Annotated in this window: 19 protein-coding genes; 17 read left to right on the plus strand and 2 right to left on the minus strand. The window is 69.9% G+C overall.

What is annotated here, in order from left to right; translation table 11 throughout:
- Positions 1–233 precede the first annotated feature (233 nt).
- The 14 genes from JOM49_RS21875 (at position 234) to JOM49_RS21940 (ending at position 12,325) form a co-directional block, all read left to right on the plus strand.
- Positions 234–2,438: a helix-turn-helix domain-containing protein gene (locus JOM49_RS21875; protein ID WP_209666118.1), complete on the plus strand. Its 2,205-nt coding sequence runs from the start codon at positions 234–236 to the stop codon at positions 2,436–2,438.
- A gap of 145 nt (positions 2,439–2,583) precedes the next feature.
- A complete protein-coding gene (locus tag JOM49_RS21880; RefSeq protein ID WP_245370721.1) occupies positions 2,584–2,925 on the plus strand; it encodes a DUF6355 family natural product biosynthesis protein in 342 nt (113 codons plus the stop codon).
- A 131-nt stretch (positions 2,926–3,056) separates the two neighbouring features.
- Positions 3,057–3,701: a prepilin peptidase gene (locus tag JOM49_RS21885; RefSeq protein WP_209666119.1), complete on the plus strand. Its 645-nt coding sequence runs from the start codon at positions 3,057–3,059 to the stop codon at positions 3,699–3,701.
- Positions 3,702–3,766: 65 nt separating this feature from the next.
- The gene (locus tag JOM49_RS43140; RefSeq protein ID WP_308158830.1) at positions 3,767–4,432 is read left to right on the plus strand and encodes a hypothetical protein; all 666 of its coding nucleotides are present in this window, start codon (positions 3,767–3,769) and stop codon (positions 4,430–4,432) included.
- A 512-nt stretch (positions 4,433–4,944) separates the two neighbouring features.
- A complete protein-coding gene (locus JOM49_RS43145; protein WP_245369412.1) occupies positions 4,945–5,244 on the plus strand; it encodes a hypothetical protein in 300 nt (99 codons plus the stop codon).
- 87 nt (positions 5,245–5,331) lie between these two features.
- A complete protein-coding gene (locus JOM49_RS21900) occupies positions 5,332–6,027 on the plus strand; it encodes an SAF domain-containing protein (protein WP_308158831.1) in 696 nt (231 codons plus the stop codon).
- Positions 6,027–6,962: a CpaE/TadZ family protein gene (locus JOM49_RS21905; protein WP_209666120.1), complete on the plus strand. Its 936-nt coding sequence runs from the start codon at positions 6,027–6,029 to the stop codon at positions 6,960–6,962. Before JOM49_RS21900 ends, JOM49_RS21905 begins: the two co-directional genes overlap by 1 nt.
- Positions 6,959–8,326 carry a TadA family conjugal transfer-associated ATPase gene (locus JOM49_RS21910; RefSeq protein WP_209666121.1) on the plus strand — a complete coding sequence of 456 codons (1,368 nt, stop codon included), beginning with the start codon at positions 6,959–6,961 and terminating at the stop codon, positions 8,324–8,326. The genes JOM49_RS21905 and JOM49_RS21910 overlap by 4 nt, the downstream gene beginning before the upstream one ends.
- Positions 8,323–9,255 carry a type II secretion system F family protein gene (locus JOM49_RS21915; protein ID WP_209666122.1) on the plus strand — a complete coding sequence of 311 codons (933 nt, stop codon included), beginning with the start codon at positions 8,323–8,325 and terminating at the stop codon, positions 9,253–9,255. Before JOM49_RS21910 ends, JOM49_RS21915 begins: the two co-directional genes overlap by 4 nt.
- Entirely contained in the window at positions 9,252–10,145 is an 894-nt protein-coding gene (locus JOM49_RS21920) for a type II secretion system F family protein (RefSeq protein ID WP_209666123.1), read from the plus strand. The genes JOM49_RS21915 and JOM49_RS21920 overlap by 4 nt, the downstream gene beginning before the upstream one ends.
- Before the next feature lie 64 nt (positions 10,146–10,209).
- Positions 10,210–10,407 carry a hypothetical protein gene (locus JOM49_RS21925; RefSeq protein ID WP_209666124.1) on the plus strand — a complete coding sequence of 66 codons (198 nt, stop codon included), beginning with the start codon at positions 10,210–10,212 and terminating at the stop codon, positions 10,405–10,407.
- Between the two features lie 2 nt (positions 10,408–10,409).
- Positions 10,410–10,838, plus strand: a complete 429-nt coding sequence (locus tag JOM49_RS21930; protein ID WP_209666125.1) for a TadE/TadG family type IV pilus assembly protein — start codon at positions 10,410–10,412, stop codon at positions 10,836–10,838.
- Between the two features lie 48 nt (positions 10,839–10,886).
- On the plus strand, positions 10,887–11,858 hold the full coding sequence (locus JOM49_RS21935) for a hypothetical protein (protein WP_209666126.1): 972 nt from the start codon (positions 10,887–10,889) through the stop codon (positions 11,856–11,858).
- Positions 11,855–12,325 carry a TadE/TadG family type IV pilus assembly protein gene (locus tag JOM49_RS21940; RefSeq protein WP_308158832.1) on the plus strand — a complete coding sequence of 157 codons (471 nt, stop codon included), beginning with the start codon at positions 11,855–11,857 and terminating at the stop codon, positions 12,323–12,325. Before JOM49_RS21935 ends, JOM49_RS21940 begins: the two co-directional genes overlap by 4 nt.
- A gap of 8 nt (positions 12,326–12,333) precedes the next feature.
- Here the strand turns inward: JOM49_RS21940 and JOM49_RS21945 are convergent, their stop codons facing one another.
- A complete protein-coding gene (locus tag JOM49_RS21945; RefSeq protein WP_209666127.1) occupies positions 12,334–12,870 on the minus strand; it encodes a M41 family metallopeptidase in 537 nt (178 codons plus the stop codon).
- Positions 12,871–12,957: 87 nt separating this feature from the next.
- Between JOM49_RS21945 and JOM49_RS21950 the strand changes: the two genes are divergently transcribed.
- Entirely contained in the window at positions 12,958–13,383 is a 426-nt protein-coding gene (locus tag JOM49_RS21950; protein WP_209666128.1) for a hypothetical protein, read from the plus strand.
- Between the two features lie 73 nt (positions 13,384–13,456).
- Here JOM49_RS21950 and JOM49_RS21955 read toward each other — a convergent pair whose 3' ends face one another.
- On the minus strand, positions 13,457–13,927 hold the full coding sequence (locus tag JOM49_RS21955; RefSeq protein ID WP_209666129.1) for a hypothetical protein: 471 nt from the start codon (positions 13,925–13,927) through the stop codon (positions 13,457–13,459).
- A gap of 299 nt (positions 13,928–14,226) precedes the next feature.
- On the opposite strand from JOM49_RS21955, the gene JOM49_RS21960 reads away from it, so the two are divergent.
- Both JOM49_RS21960 and JOM49_RS21965 read left to right on the plus strand, forming a co-directional pair.
- Entirely contained in the window at positions 14,227–14,658 is a 432-nt protein-coding gene (locus JOM49_RS21960) for a hypothetical protein (RefSeq protein ID WP_209666130.1), read from the plus strand.
- On the plus strand, positions 14,658–17,588 hold the full coding sequence (locus JOM49_RS21965) for a BTAD domain-containing putative transcriptional regulator (RefSeq protein WP_209666131.1): 2,931 nt from the start codon (positions 14,658–14,660) through the stop codon (positions 17,586–17,588). Before JOM49_RS21960 ends, JOM49_RS21965 begins: the two co-directional genes overlap by 1 nt.
- Positions 17,589–18,082: the final 494 nt, after the last annotated feature.

The raw sequence follows: 18,082 nt of genomic DNA on the forward strand, positions 1-18,082 counted from the left end.
AATTATGCACGCGAACGAGTGAATGCGAGTCGACGGAGTCCAGTCTCCGTGGACGCCGAGCTTGACCTCCGTCGGCGTCGCCCGGCTAAAGATGACCCATCCAGGGACGGACTGCCTGGTGACGCAGAAGCGGCGGCCGGCTGGGCCAGCAGGTGGATTCGCGCACGACGAGGGTGTGCGGAGCCCGCCGGTCCGGTCGGTCTTCGTACGGACAAGTTGAACTGGGGACCAGCATGGTGACCAACGAGCAATTCACGGCGGTCCTGAAAGCGCTGATTCGGGACCGTGGAGAATCCCAGGTGAGCTTGGCGAAGAAGCTGGGGGTGAGCCTCAGTTACCTGTCCAAGCTGACCAACGGCCAGCGGAGCCCTACTCCCGACCTCGCCGAGCGGCTCGACGCCGCTTTGGGGGGAACTGGGCAGCTCACTCAGTTGGTTTCGACGCGGCGGCCCGCCATACACATACCGCAGCAACTGCCCAGCCCGGTGAACGACTTCGTCGAGCACACCGGCTTCATGCATCGGCTCGAACAGGCATTGTCGGCAGGCAGGTCGCCGGGCGCGGTGACGACGCTCGTGATCGAGGGCAAGCCAGGGGTGGGCAAGAGCGCGACGCAGGTCCACTTCGCGAACCGTATCGGGTGGCAGTTCCCCGGCGGGGTTCTCTACGAAGATCTCGGAAGTCGACGGCCGACGGTCGAGACCCTCGGAAGATTTCTGCGGGCGCTCGGTGCTCAGGTGGCTGGCGACCTGGACGTGGTCGCCCGTTCCGCGCTCTTTCGCAGCGTGACCGCAGGACGCCGCGTGCTCGTCGTGCTGGACAACGCCACCGACGACGAGGACGTTCTCCCGTTGATGCCCGGAGCCGAAGGCACCGTTCTCGTCAGTGCTCGGACACGCTTGTCGACACTCGCTGCTGGTGCTGGAGCCAGGCATCTCGTGTTGCCCCCACTGTCCTCGGACTCGAGCCGCGCCTTGCTCAAAAGGATCACTGGCCCGGCGCGGATTGAAGCTGAGCCCGTCGCTGCGGATCGGATCATCACGACGACCGGCGGTCTGCCCGCGGCCTTGAGGGCGGTCGGTGACCACCTCGCTGCCCGCCCGCACCAGCCGCTCGGCGCCTTGGCGGCGGAAGTGCACGACGGAGGCGTCCTGCGGATTGCAAACGATCTACAGCACGAGTTCGACAAGTTGTATCAGTCTCTGACTCCGGGAGCAGCGACGTTGCTCGGCTTCCTGGGCAGGACGCCGTGCGAGGCGGTGGAGGAGCGCGCTCTGGCGCTGCTGTTCGAGAACGCCGAAGATGTGACCGCAGAACTTCGTGGCAGCAACCTCATCGAGGTGAGTGGCACCGGCCTACTTCTCGTCGAACCCTTCCGTAGCTATGCCGCCCAGAAGGCGGCGGGCAGTGACCACGACTCCCTGAATGCTGTGGTAGCCAAGCTGGTGCGCTGGTACCTCGATGCTGCGGTGCGGGCCAACGATGTGCTGGCCCCGGGTTGGGACGGCGAGGTGTTCGATCATCAGATCGGGGATGACACGGGATCCACGGGATTCGTGGCGGCGATGAACTGGTGCGATTCGGCCATCCGCCCCGCCTCGACGTTGGCGGACTGGGCCAGTCGATCCGGCTGTCCTACGCTGGCCTGGAAGTTGGCCTTGGCCTTCATGCCGTACTTCTATGTGACCAAGCGTTGGGAGCCGTGGCTGCATCTGGCCTCGATCGGCGTCTCCGCTGCGCGAAAGGCCGGTTCTGAGCTCGGTCTCGGCCGGTGCTTGCACAACTTGGGCTGGGCTCAACTCGAGCTTCATCGCTCGGATGAGGCGTGCCGGAACTTCCGGGAGGCTCTGGCGTTACAAGACGCGCTCAGGGACGACCGCGGCCGCGCTTGGACCATGCTCGGCCTCGGGAGCGTGGCCAGTGAGCAAGGCGACTGTGTCGAAGCCACGAGAATGTTGGATCATTCCGCATCTCTTTTCATGCAGACCGGGCTGCCGTTCGGCGCCGCGGTGGCCCGGTCCTTGCAAGCTGGGGCTTTTACACGCCAAGGGCACCATGATCAGGCTCACCAGTTGCTGCACCAAGCGCTCGAGCTAGCCATCGAGACCGAGGTGCGCCCGGTGGAAGGACTGGTCAGGCACCTACTGGGCGATTGCCATTTGGCCAGGCGCGAGGTTCGGTACGCGCTGGTCCAGCTGGATCGTGCACTGGCACTTCGACGGTCGACCCGGCAACGCTGGGCGGAAGGGGAGGTGCAGCTCAGCCGCGCGGACGCCTTGGCCGTGCTCGGCGATCCGAAGCAAAGTAAGGCCGCATTGAGAAGCGCGATAGAGATTTTTGACGAACTCCGAGACCCGCGCGCGCTCGAAGCGCGTGGGCGATTGGCCGCTTTGTGCTGTGCAGTCAGTGCAGACGTCGATCAACATGCTCATGTTTAGTCGAGCGAGCACAAGTTGTGCGAGTTTTGTGCTAACTCGAAACCGCCTGTGAAGGTGTTCTGTACCGCATTCTTTGATTGCAAGAGCCGTCATCAGTTGGATATCGATCACGCGGCACCGTCGTATGGCAATCGGAGTGCTGAACATGGAACCCTCGAATTATTCGACCAATCGAATTCGTCGCCCGCTGGGAGCGGGAGTCGCTGTTGTCGCCCTGCTGGTTGGCGGCACGGCCACGGCTTCAGCTGCACCACTGTCTCCCGGCAGCGTAGCGGAAAAGTGCGGCTACCTCGGCTGGGGGAAATACAACCACTGCGATGGAGGCTCGGGGGCGACCGTCATGCTCGACGTCGAAGACCTGTGGGGCGGCATCAGCCTTGTCTGCGTTCGACCGGGGATCACCGACGTTCAACCCTACGTCGATTATCGGGTGACGGGTGCGTGGTGGAATGGTGGCGTCGGGTGTGCCCCTGGCGGCCATAGTTGACCAATCGAGCCCGGGGTCGGTGCGCCAATCGATCCCTACTGCGGGTGGTGGGCGCCCGTGCCCCCGTTTAGCGTCCACCACCCGGCCCGTCGAATGGAGAATCAAAATGCTCACTCTCGTGCAGGTGTCAGATGGACAATGCGGTATGGGTGCCGCTGCTTGGAATCATGGGTGCAGTAGCGGGCGCGTCGATGTCAGCCGTGACACGGCACGCGCTGACCGTCGAGCCACCGTCGTGGTGGACTTCGCCGGTGACCGGCGGAGGCGCCACGGCGGTCTTGATCGTCATGGTGACCTTATGGCTACCTTGGAACGCCGAACTCGCCGTGTTCAGCGCGCTGGCGGTGTTTTCGGTCCCGCTGGTGGTAATCGACATCGCCGAACATCGGCTTCCTACGGCGCTGCTCGGATCCTGCTTCGTGACGACGACGGCGATTCTAGTGGTCACCGCATGGGTTCGGGCCGATCTGATCAGCGCGGCGCGCTCGGTTGCGGCTTCGATTGCCGTCACCGCGCTACTCCTGCTTGTGGCGCTGCTCAGCGGCGGGGGCCTTGGTGCGGGCGATGTCAAGCTCGGCGGTGTGCTCGGCTTGTTGTCGGGATGGGTCAGTTGGTCCACGCCGGTGCTGACCTTGCTCGCTGCCACGACGGGTGCGGCTGTGCTGCTTGCATGCCGAGCAGCCATCTCGCGGCGCTGGTCTTCTTCGCCAATGGCGTTTGGTCCGTTCCTGCTGGCCGGGGTGTACACCGCGCTGGTGTTTCAGGTGCCGACGTGACAACGGCGGGCGATTTCACTCGAACGAGTACATCTTGGCTCGAGGGGCGAACAGACGGTTGTCAGGTGCGCGAGTGCAGTGCTGCCCTCGAACGACTGAACCTGACAGCAGACTCAAGCGGGCGGAACGCCGCGGGCATCGGCGACTATCCGATGAGGGAGAACGCGATGGACCGGCTTCACCCGGGGCCTCGGTGGGTTGCCGCACTTTCGGCAAGCACGACGCTCCTGCTCGGCGCGTGCAGTTCCGGCAGCGCTCCAGCGCAGCCGCCGTCCCCGTTCACCTATCCGTCGTCCTCACCGCCCAGCCAGCCTGCCAGTCCCAGCGTCGCTACCACCGAGCAACAAGCCATCACGGCCTACCTGGGCATGTGGAACGACATGGCCGTGGCGGGGGAGACCTCAAATTGGCAAGATCCCAGATTGAGCCGGAACGCCACCGGTACAGCTCTCACCAACATCACCCGCGGCCTGTACGCGAACCAGTCCAACGGCCTCGTGAGCAAGGGGCGGCCGAAGAGCTCTCCGCGGGTGCTCTCCACCGAGACCGGCAAGATCGTCATCGAGGATTGCGGCGACAGCAGCACCTGGTTGCTGTACCGCGCGGACACCGGAGCGCTCGCGGACGAAGAGCCTGGCGGTCGACGGCACATTAACGCAGTGGTCGAACGGCAATCTGACGGCGTCTGGCGCGTCACGGACTTCGGAATTCACGAGCTCGGCTCATGTTGACCAGAATCCGGCGAATTTCTGTGTGCGTGGTAGGCCTGACCTTGATCGGCGGGGGGACTGCAACCGCCACCGAACCATGGGGTGGCATCGATTGCAGCCAGAGCCCTTCTCCCACCTGTGATGTGGCAGTGGGCACTCCTGGGTCGCCAGGCCACCTTGGCCCGGCGCCGTCGGGTGTCGGCAAGACGGCAACGGCACCTGGCTCTCCGGCGTCGAATTGCACGTACGTTGCCAGCGGCTACACCGGACCGCCGGGGTCGACGTCTGGTCCCTGGTACACGCACGAGTGCACGATGGGCGGGTCGGCAGCTGGTCTGCCGGTGCAGATCCCGCAGTTCAGCCCAGGCGAGGTAGCCCGTATCGCGCGGGGTCAACTGCGCTTGCCCAGTCCGGTGATCGCTTCGAGTCCAGCTGGTACGCAGCTCGTGCGGCTGCCGACGTGGCTATGGCTGGATGGTGCGTCGTGGCGTCCGTATTCCTCGACCGCGTCCGTCCCTGGGGTGTCGGTCACGGTGACCGCGACTCCGGCCGAGGCGGTGTGGTCGATGGGTGACGGGACCACGTTGACCTGCACCGGCCCGGGAACGTCATTCCACAAGGGCGGTGACCCGCAGGCCGCGTCGCCGGATTGCGGGCACATCTACCACCGGCCGTCGGCCGGTGCCCCGGACGAAAGCTTTCCCGTGATCGCCACGGTGCACTGGACGATCATGTGGTCCGGCGCCGACGCGTCCGGCACGCTGCCCGATCTGACGACCAGCGCGTCGACCGCGTTCAGGGTCGCCGAAATGCAGGCGCTCGGAATCGGCTGACGCCGCACTTCAACCGAATTGGTTTTTTTCCTTTTCTCGACCGCGCGGGAATTCGTGGCGTGGGTGAGCTATGCCTGGAGGCGCAACGTGATCAGCTCTGACACCACTCCTGATAAGGCGGCTGGTCGGCAGGGTTCGTGGCTGGATTCGACCGGCTCGCCGGGATCGCCGCGGCGATCCCGGCGACGGCTTCCGCAGTTGCTGCTCGGCGCGCTGCTGATCGTGCTGTGCGTCGGGGGAGCGCTGTGGTGGTCCAGTGCTGCCCATGACCGGTCGCCGGTGCTCGCGATGGCGCGACCGGTCACGGTCGGCCACGTTCTCTCTGAGGCGGACGTCCGCATCGTCGATGTCTCCTTCTCGGTCGGGGTGTCGACGGTGCCGGCCGACCGGATGGTGACTGTGGTGGGCCGGCCGATGGCGACCAGCCTTCCCAGCGGGACGCTCCTCACCCCGGACAGTGTCGGCAACGCGTTGATCCCGGCGGCAGGCCGGGCGTTGGTCGCGGTCGGCGTGAGGCCTGGGCAGTTTCCACCCGAACTCGCTGCCGGAACTCCGGTCGCCGTGGTCGTCACCGCCGCCACTCCGGAGGGAGCCTCGACCACTGCACAGGGCCAAGGCCCGGGTTCGTCCTGGGGGGCCACGGTCGTCGGCGTGGCCTCCGCTGGCACGGACCAGACGACAGTGGTGTCCCTGGACCTCGACACTAGGAGCGCGTCGCAGCTGGCACAGGTTCCGGCCGGGCAGCTCGCGCTGGTGATGCAGCCTGCGGGAGGTGGTCGTTGATGTTGATCGCCGTGTGTTCAGTGAAGGGCTCGCCGGGAGTGACCACCGTGGCCGTGGCCTTGGCGCTGAAGTGGCCAGAGGCCGAGAGCGTCCGCCGTCTGGTCGCTGAGGTCGACCCGTCCGGGGGTGACCTGGCGATGCGGTTCGGCCTGCCGACCACCCCGGGCTTGGTCAGCCTGGCCGCCGCCGCACGCCGCACCTGCAACCCCGCGGTGGCGTGGGAGCACACCCAGGCTCTGCCCATCGGGGCCCGCGCGCTGGTAGCCCCGCCCGGCGGCGCGCATGCCCGCTCGGCGCTGTCCACCCTGGCCACCGCCCAGGACACGCTCGTGCTGTCCGCCCTGGCCCGCGAGCCAGGGGTAGTCGTGCTGGCCGATTGCGGCCGCGTCGATCCCGGATCACCGGCTGAGGCGATTGCGCGCTGCGCCGACGCCCTGCTCCTGGTGACCGGCTCTCACGGCGACGACCTCGCCCACACCGCGGCACGCCTGGGCGAGCTGGCCCGCTGGACACCGCGGCCGGGTCTGCTGCTGACCGGGGACGGCTATCCGACCGCCGATGTCGAGCGGGAGCTGGGTGTGCCAGCGATCGGCCGCATCCCGCACGACCCGGCCGCTGCTGCCATCTTGACCGGGCGCCGGCCACCCCCGTCCCGTCGCCGCGGCCAGAGCGGTCTCGCCCACCAGGCAGCGGCCCTCGCCCGCACCCTCGCCGGTCCCGCTGCCTCGGCCGCTGCTGCGCCGCCGCCGACCACGCCGGGGGCCGTGCCAGGCGTGCCTGCCCAGCAGGTGCGCTACCGGCCGGGCGGCGCTGTCGTCACTCCGCTTGGACCAGGGCTCCCTCCATCGTGTCTGGTGCCCATGCCGTGGGAGGTCAGCGACTCGCATCGCAACGGCCATCAGCCCGGCACCGCAGGGAAGGAGCCACCCACATGACCCGCACCGACTACCCTGCCGTGCCCGGCGGCCTCGACGGGGCCGAGCATCGGCTGCGCGCCCGGCTTCGGCAGGCGCTGACCACGGACCTACCCAGCCAGGTCGAGGCCGCCGCCCGCGCCAGTGGCTCCGCGTTGCCCCTGGCGCGGCGCCGGGAGATCGGCCGCGAGGTCCTCGACACCGCGGTCGCCAGGCACAGCGAGGCCGAGCTTCTTGCAGGACACGTTTTGGTCGATGCCCCGTCTGAGCAGCGGGTCGTCGAACAGGTCCTCGACGAGACCTTCGGCCTCGGGGGGCTGCAGCCACTGCTGGCCGACCCGTCGGTGGAGACGATCGCGGTCAACCGCTACGACCGAGTGTTCGTCCAATACAACGACGGCCGCCGCGTCCAGGTCGCCCCCGTGGCGGCTTCCAACGAGGAACTCACCGAGCTAATCCGCACCCTCGCCGCCCGCGCCTCCTCCGAGGAGCGCCGGTTCGATCGCGGCAGCCCCGCGTTGAATCTGCAGCTGCCCGGAGGCGAACGTCTTTTCGCGGTACTCGGCTTGACTGCGGGTGGGGTGACGGCGTGCACGATCCGCCGGCACGGCTATCTCACCGCCACCCTCGCCCAGTTGCGCCGCCGCGGCACCCTCGACGTCGGGCTGGAGCGGTTCCTGCGCGCGCTGGTCCGGGCACGCAAGAACGTGCTGATCACCGGAGGCACGGGGGCAGGTAAAACCACGCTGCTGCGGGGCTTGGCGGCGGAGATGGATTCCCTGGAGCGCGTCGTCACTGTCGAGGACGCTTTCGAACTCGGCCTCGGCCTGGATCCCGAACTGCACGCCGACGTCACCGCCCTGCAGTCCCGCGAACCCAACGTCGAAGGCGAGGGCGCCATCGACCAGGCCGAGCTGGTCCGCTGGGGGCTGCGCATGTCCCCGGACCGCGTCATCGTCGGCGAAATCCGCGGCGCCGAGGTCATCCCGATGTGCAACGCGATGAGCCAAGGCAATGACGGCTCCATGGCCACCCTGCACGCCTCCAGCTCGAAAATCGCGTTCACCCGCCTGGCCTCCTACGCCGCGCAGGGCCCCGAACGGCTCCCGTTGGAAGCCACCGCCCTGCTGGTCGCGAGCGCGGTGCATTTCGTCGTGCACCTCGACCGGGCCGCCGACCGCACAACACGGGTGATCGCCTCGATCCGCGAGGTCATCGACGCCGAAGCGGGAGCGGTGATCTCCAACGAGGTCTACCGCCGAGGCCCGGACCGCCGCGCGGTTCCGGTGGCCGGAGCGGTGCGCACCGACACCCTCGACGACCTGGTCGCCGCCGGATTCGACCCGGACCTGCTGGCCCGACCGGAGGGGTGGTGGACGCCATGAGCCTCGACACCAGCACCATGCTCGCCGCCGTGCTCGGCTTGGGAGCCGCCGTCGGCGTTCTTCTGATCGTGGCCGCCTGGCACCAGCCCGCAGCGGCGGCGCAGCCCTCGCGGCGCGCCGGGCTGATCCGAGCCGCCCGCGGCCAGGCCGGCGACCGGCGCGCGCTGCTGCGCGTCGTCGTGGCGGTCGGCGCGGGCGTGCTGACCGGGGCCATCACCGGATGGATCGTCGGCGCGGTGCTGGCCGCCGCCGCGGTGTGGTTCCTGCCCCGCCTGGTCGGCCCGGACCGCACCCACACACAGCGGGTCGCGCGAATCGAGGCGATCGCCTCGTGGACGGAGATGCTGCGCGACGTCCTGTCCGCCGCGGCCGGGCTCGAGCAAGCCATCCTCGCCACCGCCCCGCTCGCGCCCGCGGCCATCCGCGGCGAGGTCGCCGCCCTCGCCGCGAGGCTGGAAAGCGGCCAGCGCCTCGCGCCGGCGCTACGGGCCCTCGCACGCGAGCTCGACGACCCGACCGCGGACCTCGTCCTCGCCGCCCTGGTCCTGGCCGCCGAGCACCAGGCCCGCCAGCTTGGCGACCTGCTCGGCTCGCTGGCCACCACCGCCCGCGGGCAGGCCGCGATGCGGATGCGCGTGGAGACCGGCCGGGCCCGGACGCGAACGTCGGTGCGGGTCATCGTGGCCACCACACTCGCGTTCGCCGCCGGGGTCGTGGTCTTCAACCGCGCCTACCTCGACGTCTACAACACCGCCACCGGCCAGATCGTCCTGCTGGGCATCGGGGGCCTGTTCGCCACGGGGTTCGCCTGGCTCGCCCGGATCGCCACCAGCGGACGGCAGACACGCGTGCTCGCCCTGGACGCCTCGGACCTGACCGGGGCACCTGGCGGCGGCGAAGCGAGGGTGAGCGGAGGTGAACGCTCGTGATCCCCGCGCTCCTCTTCGGCGCCGGTACCGGTGCGGGCCTGTGGCTGTTGCTGACCTGGACGCTGCCGCCGGCGCCGACGCTGAGCGACCGGCTCGCCCAGGTGGGCTCGCGACCACCGGCCACACCGATCGCCGCCGCGGCGGACGCCGCCTGGGTGCGCCGCTGGGGCCGGGTGTTCGCCCCGGGCCTGCGGATGCTCGGGCTGCCCGGCACGAAGATCGAGGCCGATCTGCGAGTCACCGGCCGCGGAGTCGATACCCACCTGGCGTCGAAAGCCCTGCCCGCCATCGCCGGGCTGCTGGCGCCGTGGCTGCTGGGAGCGCTACTGGCCCTGGGCGGGCTCTCGCTCGATGTGGAGGCGCCGCTACTGGCCGGGCTGCTGCTCGCCGCCCTCGGCTTCCTGACCCCTGATCTCGACGTCCGCGCCAAGGCCACCCGGCTCCGGCGAGAATCCCGCGACGCACTCTCCGCATTCCTGGACCTCGTCGGGATCACTCTCGCCGGAGGCGCCGGGATCGAGGCCGCCCTCGGCGACGCCGCGGCCGTCGGAGCCGGACCGGCGTTCGACAAGATCCGCCGCGCGCTGCACGCCGCGCAGTTGACCCGCACCACCCCGTGGAACACGCTGCGCCAGCTCGGCGAGGAATTCGACATCACCGAACTCGCCGAACTCGCCGCCTCGATCTCCCTGTCCGGTACCGAAGGCGCCCGCGTGCGCGCGTCGCTGGCCGCGAAAGCTCAGGCCCTGCGGACCCATCAGATCACCGACGCCGAGTCCGATGCCCAGGCCGCCACCGAACGCATGGCCCTGCCGGTCACGTTGCTGTTCCTCGGCTTCCTGGGATTCATCGCCTACCCCGCGGTGATCCAGGTCCTCAATGGACTTTAGTCCACTCATTGTCCCTCCTCGTTACCGCGAAAGGCATTGCGCCACAAGGAAAGAAGGCACCACCATGTTGCACTATGTCCGTACGCTCTGGGAGTTGACACGCAGCCGAATCATCCTGCTACGCGCGGACCCGGAGCGCGGGGAGATCACCACCACCGTCATCGTCACCGCCCTGATGGCCATCGCCGCGATCGCCATCATCGCGATCATCGTGGCGAAATTGACGGACAAGGCGAACTCGATCAACCTCGGGCTCGGCTGACGATGCTCACCACAGCCGCCCGCGCGCCGGCCGAGCGTGTCCGGCGCGCGCTGCGGGGAGACCGGGGCGAGGTCACCGTCGAACTCGTCATCGCAACCCCGTTGCTGTTACTGGCATTACTGGCCATCACCCAGTTCGCGCTGTGGTCACACGCCACCCACGCCGCCCAAGCCGCCGCCTCCCACGCCCTGGCCGCCGCCCGAACCCAGGACGGCACCACCAGCGCCGGGCACGCCGCCGGGCAGCGCCTACTCGACGACCTCGCCGCCGGGCCGCTGCGCGAGCCGAACCTCGCGGTCTCCCGCGGTGCGACCGCGGTGTCGGTGAGTATCCGTGGCGAGGCCGCCGCGGTCCTGCCCTGCGTGCACCTGCACGTGCACGCCGAAGCCTCCGGTGAGATCGAACGCTTCGTGCCCGACACCGCGCCCTAGCTCTTCTGGTGCAGCGATGAATTGGCGACCGGTCGAAAGGAAACCCTGATGACACAACATGATCCGCCCGACACGGCGATGCCCGTGCACGCGGCGACGTTCCTCGACGGGCCGGATTCGATGCTGCTCAACCCTGACATCCCGGAGTCTCAGTGGCGCGGCGAGCGGGTCCGCGCAGGACTGCGTCCGCGGACTGTCCTCACCGGACTGGCCAGTGTCGCCTTGGCGGCGCTCGCGGCGGCATCGGGCAGCGGGTTCGCCGCGGTTTTATCCTCCGGTGCCGGAATCCTCACGGTGGGCGCGAGCCTGGTCGCCGGCTGGTACAGCGCCGCCCGCATGCTCATCGACCACCGCCACGGCCCTGGCAGTCCCTGCCGGCTGGATCGCGTGCGGGGCGAGTTCTTCTTCCGCGGTCGCGACTTCGCCGATCTCGGCACCGCGAGTTACGCGGTGCGGACCCTGATCGCCGGGGTGGGCGAACTGCACCGCAGCCCGGCCCGGGAGTGGATCGACCCGGGTGTGCCGCGTGAGGTGCATGCGGTGGTGTGGCAGGCGTTGTGTTGCCTGGACCGCACCCGCGCCGCCCGGACCCTGGCCGGCGAACTCGCCGCCGATCCCGATGCCGCGGTCGGTGAGCTGGCCGCCGCGGCACGCGAGGCCGTCACGGTGATCGACGACGCGGTGAACGAGGTCGTGCGGCACCTGCACGGCTGCCTGGTGCTGACCCGCGCCTGGGAGGCGAAACTGCGCCACACCGCGCTGTCCACCCGCACGGACCACATACTCGCCGCCGTGCCCGACCCTGCCGAAGTCCGACGCCTGTCCGAGGCCGCGGAAGCGTTGCCGCAGAACGTGTTCGCCTACATCACCGCCGCCCGCGACATCACCGGAGCTGGAACGTTCCCGTGGGAACACCCGACCTCGCAGTGGTCGCGACGTCTCCGCGTCCTGCTTAGCCGCGGCACCTGGACCGGGAGAGCGCTGGCGCGGCGAGTCCGGTCACGGGAGGGCCTGTCGTGACCGGGGACGTGCTGAAGGCGGCCACGGTCGGTATGCGGCGGTGGTGGGCCGCCGAGCGCGGCTCGGTGACCGCCGAGGCCGTGCTGGTGACCCCGCTGCTGGTGATGCTGCTGGTGTTCCTGGCCGTGGTGGTGCACCGCGGGGTCGACGCCCGGCTGCGGCTCGACGACGCCGCGCACCAGGCCGCCCGCGCCGCCACCCTGCACCGCGGCCTCCCGGCCGCCACCGCCGCCGCACGCGACACCGCCAGCGCCGCGCTCGCCCATGCCGGGCTGGTCTGCCGGGATGTCACCACCACGATGTCCGGCTCGCTCGTTCCCGCCGGGACCGTGACCGTCAGCCTGCGCTGCACCGTCGACTTCGGCCAAGCGCTGCTGCTCGGCGTACTCGGCGGGAAAATCCTGGAATCGACTGCCAGCGAGGTCGTCGACACTCACCGGTCCTGGCACCAGGGGGAGGGTTCCTGATGGCCGGCTCAGCGCGCGAGCCAGTGCTGCGGGACGCAGGCGCGGACCTGGGCGCCGGTCAAGCTCCGATGCTCGAGCAACCCCGTGGCGACACGGCCGATCTCGGTCCAGTACCGGTCGATCAGGTCTTGGGCGATGCCCGCCCACAGGTCGGGCTGCCCGGCGGCGAGGCCGTAGGCGCGGCGGGCGTCGGCGATCACGGCAAGGTCGTCGTGCCCGCCATGCAGGTAGGCGTCGAGGCGGACGTCGTCGGCGGTCACCTCCTCGCGGCTGCGTCCGGCCGAGCTGGTCGTGTCGAGGATGTGACGGGCTTGGGCGAGCGGTCCGGCGTGCGCGACGACCGCCAGCGTGGACAGATCGACCCGGCGGGGCCCGACCGCGGTGAACCCTGCCCGTCCGGGGGTGCGGGGCCGCAGCGTGACGTAGCGCAGCGAGCGGCCTTGAAGCAGGTAGACGACCGCGTGTCCGGCCTCGTGCCAGGCGGTCACGCGGTCCTCGCCCGCCACGGGCGTTTCCTGCGTCTCGGGCACGGTCACGGCGACCATTCTGCTCACCTCGCCGGCTCGTCGCGCACCGGCGTCGCCGGCGCGGCGCGACGTCGGCTGTGGTGGTGGCGGGCCGAGGAAGGCCGGGTGACCGCCTTCGTGCTCGCCCTGCTGATCGGGCTGCTCGCCCTGACCGGGCTGAGCCTGGACGGCGGCCTCGCGTTGGCGAGCAAGGTGCGCGCCGGCGGGCAGGCCGAGTCCGCCGCCCGCGCCGGCGCCCAGGCCCTCGACCTCGCCGCGTATCGCGCCAACGGCGCCGTTCAGCTCGATCCCGCGCGGGCGCGGGACCTGGCGCAGCGATACCTGAGCAGCGTCGGCGCCACCGGCACGGTCGAGGTGGCCGGGGACACCGTCCTCGTTGAGGTCACCGGCACCTACCGAACCCAGCTGCTCTCGCTGATCGGAATCGACGACATACACACCCATGGGCGAGGCGCCGCCCAGCCGCAGCGCGGAGTCACCGGCGAGGACCTTGATACCGGGGATTCCGGCGCAGTGATAGGCGGCAACTGACGTGCTCGCCAGGCTGAGTGACCCGTTACAGTCAAGATCCCTGACCTGGCGCACGCCATCTGATTGCCTGCGATCAGCCATCGGACAGACCCAGTTCCAGTCGTGCCGCAGTCACGAACTCTTCGTTCGCTCGGCTCAATTGCTCAATGAGTTCTCCCGGCGTGCCTTGTTCCGGGTGGTCAGAGGTAGCCGCGACGACCTGCCGAGACCGGAGGACAAGCCGCTTAGCGGCATCAGGTGTCGTCTGCCGCTCCGATACGAGCCTGACAACTCCAGCCGAGGCTTCGAGCTTCTCCTCGTAGGGAATAACGCTCTCGTCAAGATGCGGCACGTTGCCATCGGTCTTTTCGGAACCCTGGCTAGCCGAAGTTCGTGCAGCGGCGTGGACCGCGAACACCACGTACTGGCGGTAGGCAAGCAGGAAATCGTTGTAAGCCGAAAGCCGGATATCGCGCCAGTGACGAGCGTGCTCTCGTCGCCACAAACGCTCTTGATTCCGTGTAGTCAGCCAGCCGCCCAGCATCACTCCGATCAGCGTGGCCACCGGTGTTATCACGCTCGACGCAACATTCATCGCCACCATCCTCGGCTGGTCGTCTATGCCGCTTCGAGGATGCATGGAGCGTCAACGGGACGTCGAGCACACCACCAGCGTGGTGATGACGGTCAACACCCGACGTTTCCCCAAATATCCGACCGTCAGTCGGCGCCGTTGTGCGAGTTGACCCATCTCGGCCGGGCCAAGGGCCTCGACCCCAGATACCGGCCGGCCAGAGAACCCACGACAGTTCCGGCAATCGAGTCCTGACTACGGCCGCACTGTCACGGCGAAGGAGAACCCACATGGTCACCTCGGAAGACGAGATCGCCCGCCGCATCTCGGAACGAGACTCTGCACGCAGCGCGCGCCGGGCACAAGCAGCTACTACCGTCGGCGAGCTGGCCCGCCGGCACGACGAACTCGCCACCCAGCTCGCCGAACTCGAGCACCAGCTGGGCGAGGTCCTGACCGCGGCTGGCGACGTCATCGACGTCCCCGAGCTGGCCCACGTCACCGACATCCCCGCCGCTGACCTCACCCGCTGGCGCGAGCAGGCCACCAAACCCGCCCGCAGCGGCAAGGGTAAACGCTCGAGCGCGAGAAGGAACATCACTAGCGGCAAGGACAGCCCAGCTGTGGCTGAGCCGCCTGCCGCGCGCACTGGATCACCGGCACCTGCGGTACCCGCATCCACTGGCACTGCCGGGGTAGCGGTTGGCCCGGCGAGTAGCTGATGGCGGCGCCGTCTGGCCGCAGGCCCATCGCCCGCTTCGTGTGGCGACTGGGCCGGGCGGCGCGCGGGCTGCTCGCGGCCGCCCTGCTGGTCGCGCTGGTGGCTGGGTTGCCGTGGGCGCTGATCTACGGCGTGGGCTGGCGGCTGCCGGACCACCTGCCGGGCTTGCAGGAGATCGGCGCGGTGCTCATGGCGCCGATGTCGAGCAGTTTCTTGCTCGATACCCTCGCCTGCTTGGCGTGGCTGCTGTGGCTGGTGTTCCTGGCCCACCTCGCCGCGTGCGCCCTCGAGGTCGCCCGGGGTGCGCGGTGGCCGGATCTTCGAGCACAGACAGGGCCGGTGCGCCGGGTCGCGGCCGTCCTCGTCGGCGCCGTGCTGATCGCCGTGCTGGGCCGCACTGCCACCGCCGCACCAGCTGCCCCGGCCGGTGCCGCCCGGCCCGTCGGCCACGCCCCGGTGGCCGTGACCGCCCCCGCCCGGACCATGCCGGTCGTCAGCGAGCACGCCGGCACCCAGCCGTCCCAGGGCCAGCTCCCGGCCGAGCCTGGGACCGAGCGGGTCCGCCCACCGCAGGACGGCGTGCACGACTCGCTGTGGCGGATCGCGCGACGCTGCCTGGGCGACGGGAACCGCTGGCCGGAGATCTGGAACCTCAACCAGGGCAGCATCCAACCCGGCGGGCGGACACTGACCAACCCGAACCTGATCCACCCCGGCGACACCCTCCGGCTTCCCGAGACCAGCATCCCGCCCGCCCCGGCGCCCGCACCGGAACAGGTGCCCACGGCCCCCGATCCCAGGACCCAGCCGACACCTCCGGCACCGAACACCGTCACACCAACACCACCGCCGCCGGAGCCCGCTCCGTCCACCGCCCCTGTCCCGACACGCGAGAACGGCACCGCCACCGACCAGCACGCCGGAAGCGCGGTGACGTGGGGGAGCGGTGAGGTGTTCGTCAGCCTGGGCCTGGCCGCGGCGGTCAGTGCCCTGCTGGTGCTCGCGCGGCGGCGCCACCAAGCCCGGTACCGGCCCGGCAGCGGCCGGCGTGACGACGGCCTGCCGGTCGCGCCCGTGGTGTACCAGCTGCGCCTGGCGCACCTGCGTACCCAACACCACGACGAAGACACCGCGCTGGAAGCCGAGGGCAACCAGGACGTCGGCGACCCCGCTGCGCGATCGACGATCGGCACCCGCAGGCACGCAGGAACCGGGGACGTGCGCTTCGAGCGGATACTCGCGACCCGCACCCGCCGAGTAATCGGCGCCACCGCCACGTCCGGCGCCGGACCGGAACACCCACCATCAGCGGTGGATATCGCCCTCGACGCGACCGCCCGTAGCGCTGACGGCGAGACCACGAACGCCCCGGCGGGCGAGGGAACTCACATCGCCCTCGACCTGGCTCACGTGCACGGCCTCGGCCTGGTCGGGCCTGGTGGCTACGCCGCGGCCCGCGCTCTGCTGCTCGCCCTGCTCACGAGCGCCCCCGCAGGCGCACCGGCACCCGAGGTGTGGGTGCCCGCCGCGGACCTGGCCCGTCTGCTCGGCGTGCCCGTCTCCGCCACGCGGCTGCCGGACACGGTCACCGTCACAGCCGATCTGGACACCGCACTGGCTGGCCTCGACGACCCGGCACCACAGCGGCCCACCGTCCTGATCACGGCCCCTCCCCGCGACCCCCAGCAACAGAGGCGGCTGCAGCACCTGCTCGACAACCACGCCCAGCACGGCCTCACCGCGCTGCTGCTGGGCCAGTGGCGCGCCGGGGCCACCGCCTACGTCACCGGCCGCGGGGTCATCTCCGCGACCGACCCCGGCCTCGGCGAGCCCCTGCGCGGTACCCGCGCCTTCACCTTGCCCGACACCGCTACCGTCGACCTGCTGGCCTTCCTGCACACCGCGCAGCCCCGCGACCGTGCTGGCGACGGAAGCGATGCCCCTGCGCCGCGGTGTGCGGCGGTGCCGGCGGCCGAGGCTGCCCCGACTCAGCCGCACCACGCCGGAGGTAGCCCGGATCGCCTGGAGATCACCTCGGGCACCCCCGCGCCGGAACCGTGCGACGCCGAGGCCGATACACCCGCCGGCGCGTCCCGTCCGCAGCCCGCGGCGGACACGGGCACGGCGCCACTGGTGCTGACGGTGTTCGGCGCCCCGGTACTGCAGTGGCGCCCCGCCCCCGCACAGCCCGAATCCGAGCTGCGTGATCTGTCCGGTGCGCTGAGCAGCCGGCCGCTCGAACTGCTGGTGTATCTGGCAGTGCACCCCGCCGGGGTGTCCCGGGACAAGATCGTCGACGCCCTCTGGCTTGGGCAGCCGCCCCGCGACCCCGCCAGTGTGCTGCGCACGATCCTCTCGCGGATGCGCCGCGCCCTCGATACCGCTACCGGTGGTGCCGTCGCCGACCTCGTCGTGGCTGAGCACGGGCGGTACCGGCTCGACCCGGCCGTGGCGGACGTGGATTACTGGGCCTTCGCCGATGCCGTGACCGCCCGCCGCCGCGCCACCATATCCGAACGCCGCGCCGTCGCCTGCGAGGCGATCGTGGCGCACTACGGCGGCCTGCTGGCCGACGGCCTGGACGCCGAGTGGCTCGTCGCCGCCCGGGAAGCGACCCGGCGCGACGCGCTCGACGCCGTCGCCGCGCTCGCCCGCGCCCGGGTCGAGCACGATCCCGACTACACCCTAGATTTGCTGGAAACCGCGCGCGCCTTCGACCCGCACAACGAACTGCTCTACCGCGACATCATGCGCCTGCAACACACCCTCGGCCGGCACGACGCCATCTCCCGCACCCTGGATCTCTTGCGGACCCGTCTCGCCGAAATCGACACCACGCCCACCGCAGGCATCATCGACCTCGCCCGGCGATTGCGTTCCCACGCCACCGGAATACCGGTCGAGAACGTCTCCCGGCCCACGGCGCCATGAAATGACCGCCTTGCCAGTTCCCGAACACGTCCTGCCGGAGCAGGCGCCGAGGGCAGAGCGCCGCGCGATAAAGGCCTTTGCGCCGAACAGCGAAATACCTCGATTTCCGGCCGCGGTTCGCTTCGTACCGATGCTAGCGTCGACCGCGATACCACGATCACCCTGGCCAAAGAAGAATCTCGTGCGCGCGCCCGTGTATTCCACTCCGCTGTCGGCACCGCATTACGCCGAGCGCCGAGCGCCGCCATCGCGCGCCTCGAATGCGGTCCAGTGCCAGCATGGCCTCCACCGTGAGGACAGTGTTCCGGCGGCCGCGCGCCGTACGCAGGCGTGGCTACCCAGCGCGACACCGGCGGGCAGGCGCGGCACGGCTCGTCACTGCCAGGCGGAGGGCCACCGGCCCGGCCGATCAGCCCCGCACTCCGGTATCCGCCTAAGCCGGATCCACCCGTGTCCGCCATCTCCGCAGCTCACGTCGGCTCTGAGGGGATCCG

Source organism: Amycolatopsis magusensis, from assembly GCF_017875555.1.
Classification (GTDB): Bacteria; Actinomycetota; Actinomycetes; order Mycobacteriales; family Pseudonocardiaceae; genus Amycolatopsis; species Amycolatopsis magusensis.

Excerpts from the sequence above, each read along its gene's own strand:
- JOM49_RS21945 (WP_209666127.1), bottom strand. The coding sequence starts at position 12,870 with ATGGTCGCCGTGACCGTGCCCGAGACGCAGGAAACGCCCGTGGCGGGC.
- JOM49_RS21875 (WP_209666118.1), top strand. The coding sequence starts at position 234 with ATGGTGACCAACGAGCAATTCACGGCGGTCCTGAAAGCGCTGATTCGG.
- JOM49_RS21885 (WP_209666119.1), top strand. The coding sequence starts at position 3,057 with ATGGACAATGCGGTATGGGTGCCGCTGCTTGGAATCATGGGTGCAGTA.
- JOM49_RS21880 (WP_245370721.1), top strand. The coding sequence starts at position 2,584 with ATGGAACCCTCGAATTATTCGACCAATCGAATTCGTCGCCCGCTGGGA.
- JOM49_RS21905 (WP_209666120.1), top strand. The coding sequence starts at position 6,027 with ATGTTGATCGCCGTGTGTTCAGTGAAGGGCTCGCCGGGAGTGACCACC.
- JOM49_RS21960 (WP_209666130.1), top strand. The coding sequence starts at position 14,227 with ATGGTCACCTCGGAAGACGAGATCGCCCGCCGCATCTCGGAACGAGAC.
- JOM49_RS21935 (WP_209666126.1), top strand. The coding sequence starts at position 10,887 with ATGACACAACATGATCCGCCCGACACGGCGATGCCCGTGCACGCGGCG.
- JOM49_RS21925 (WP_209666124.1), top strand. The coding sequence starts at position 10,210 with ATGTTGCACTATGTCCGTACGCTCTGGGAGTTGACACGCAGCCGAATC.
- JOM49_RS21915 (WP_209666122.1), top strand. The coding sequence starts at position 8,323 with ATGAGCCTCGACACCAGCACCATGCTCGCCGCCGTGCTCGGCTTGGGA.
- JOM49_RS21930 (WP_209666125.1), top strand. The coding sequence starts at position 10,410 with ATGCTCACCACAGCCGCCCGCGCGCCGGCCGAGCGTGTCCGGCGCGCG.
- JOM49_RS21910 (WP_209666121.1), top strand. The coding sequence starts at position 6,959 with ATGACCCGCACCGACTACCCTGCCGTGCCCGGCGGCCTCGACGGGGCC.
- JOM49_RS21965 (WP_209666131.1), top strand. The coding sequence starts at position 14,658 with ATGGCGGCGCCGTCTGGCCGCAGGCCCATCGCCCGCTTCGTGTGGCGA.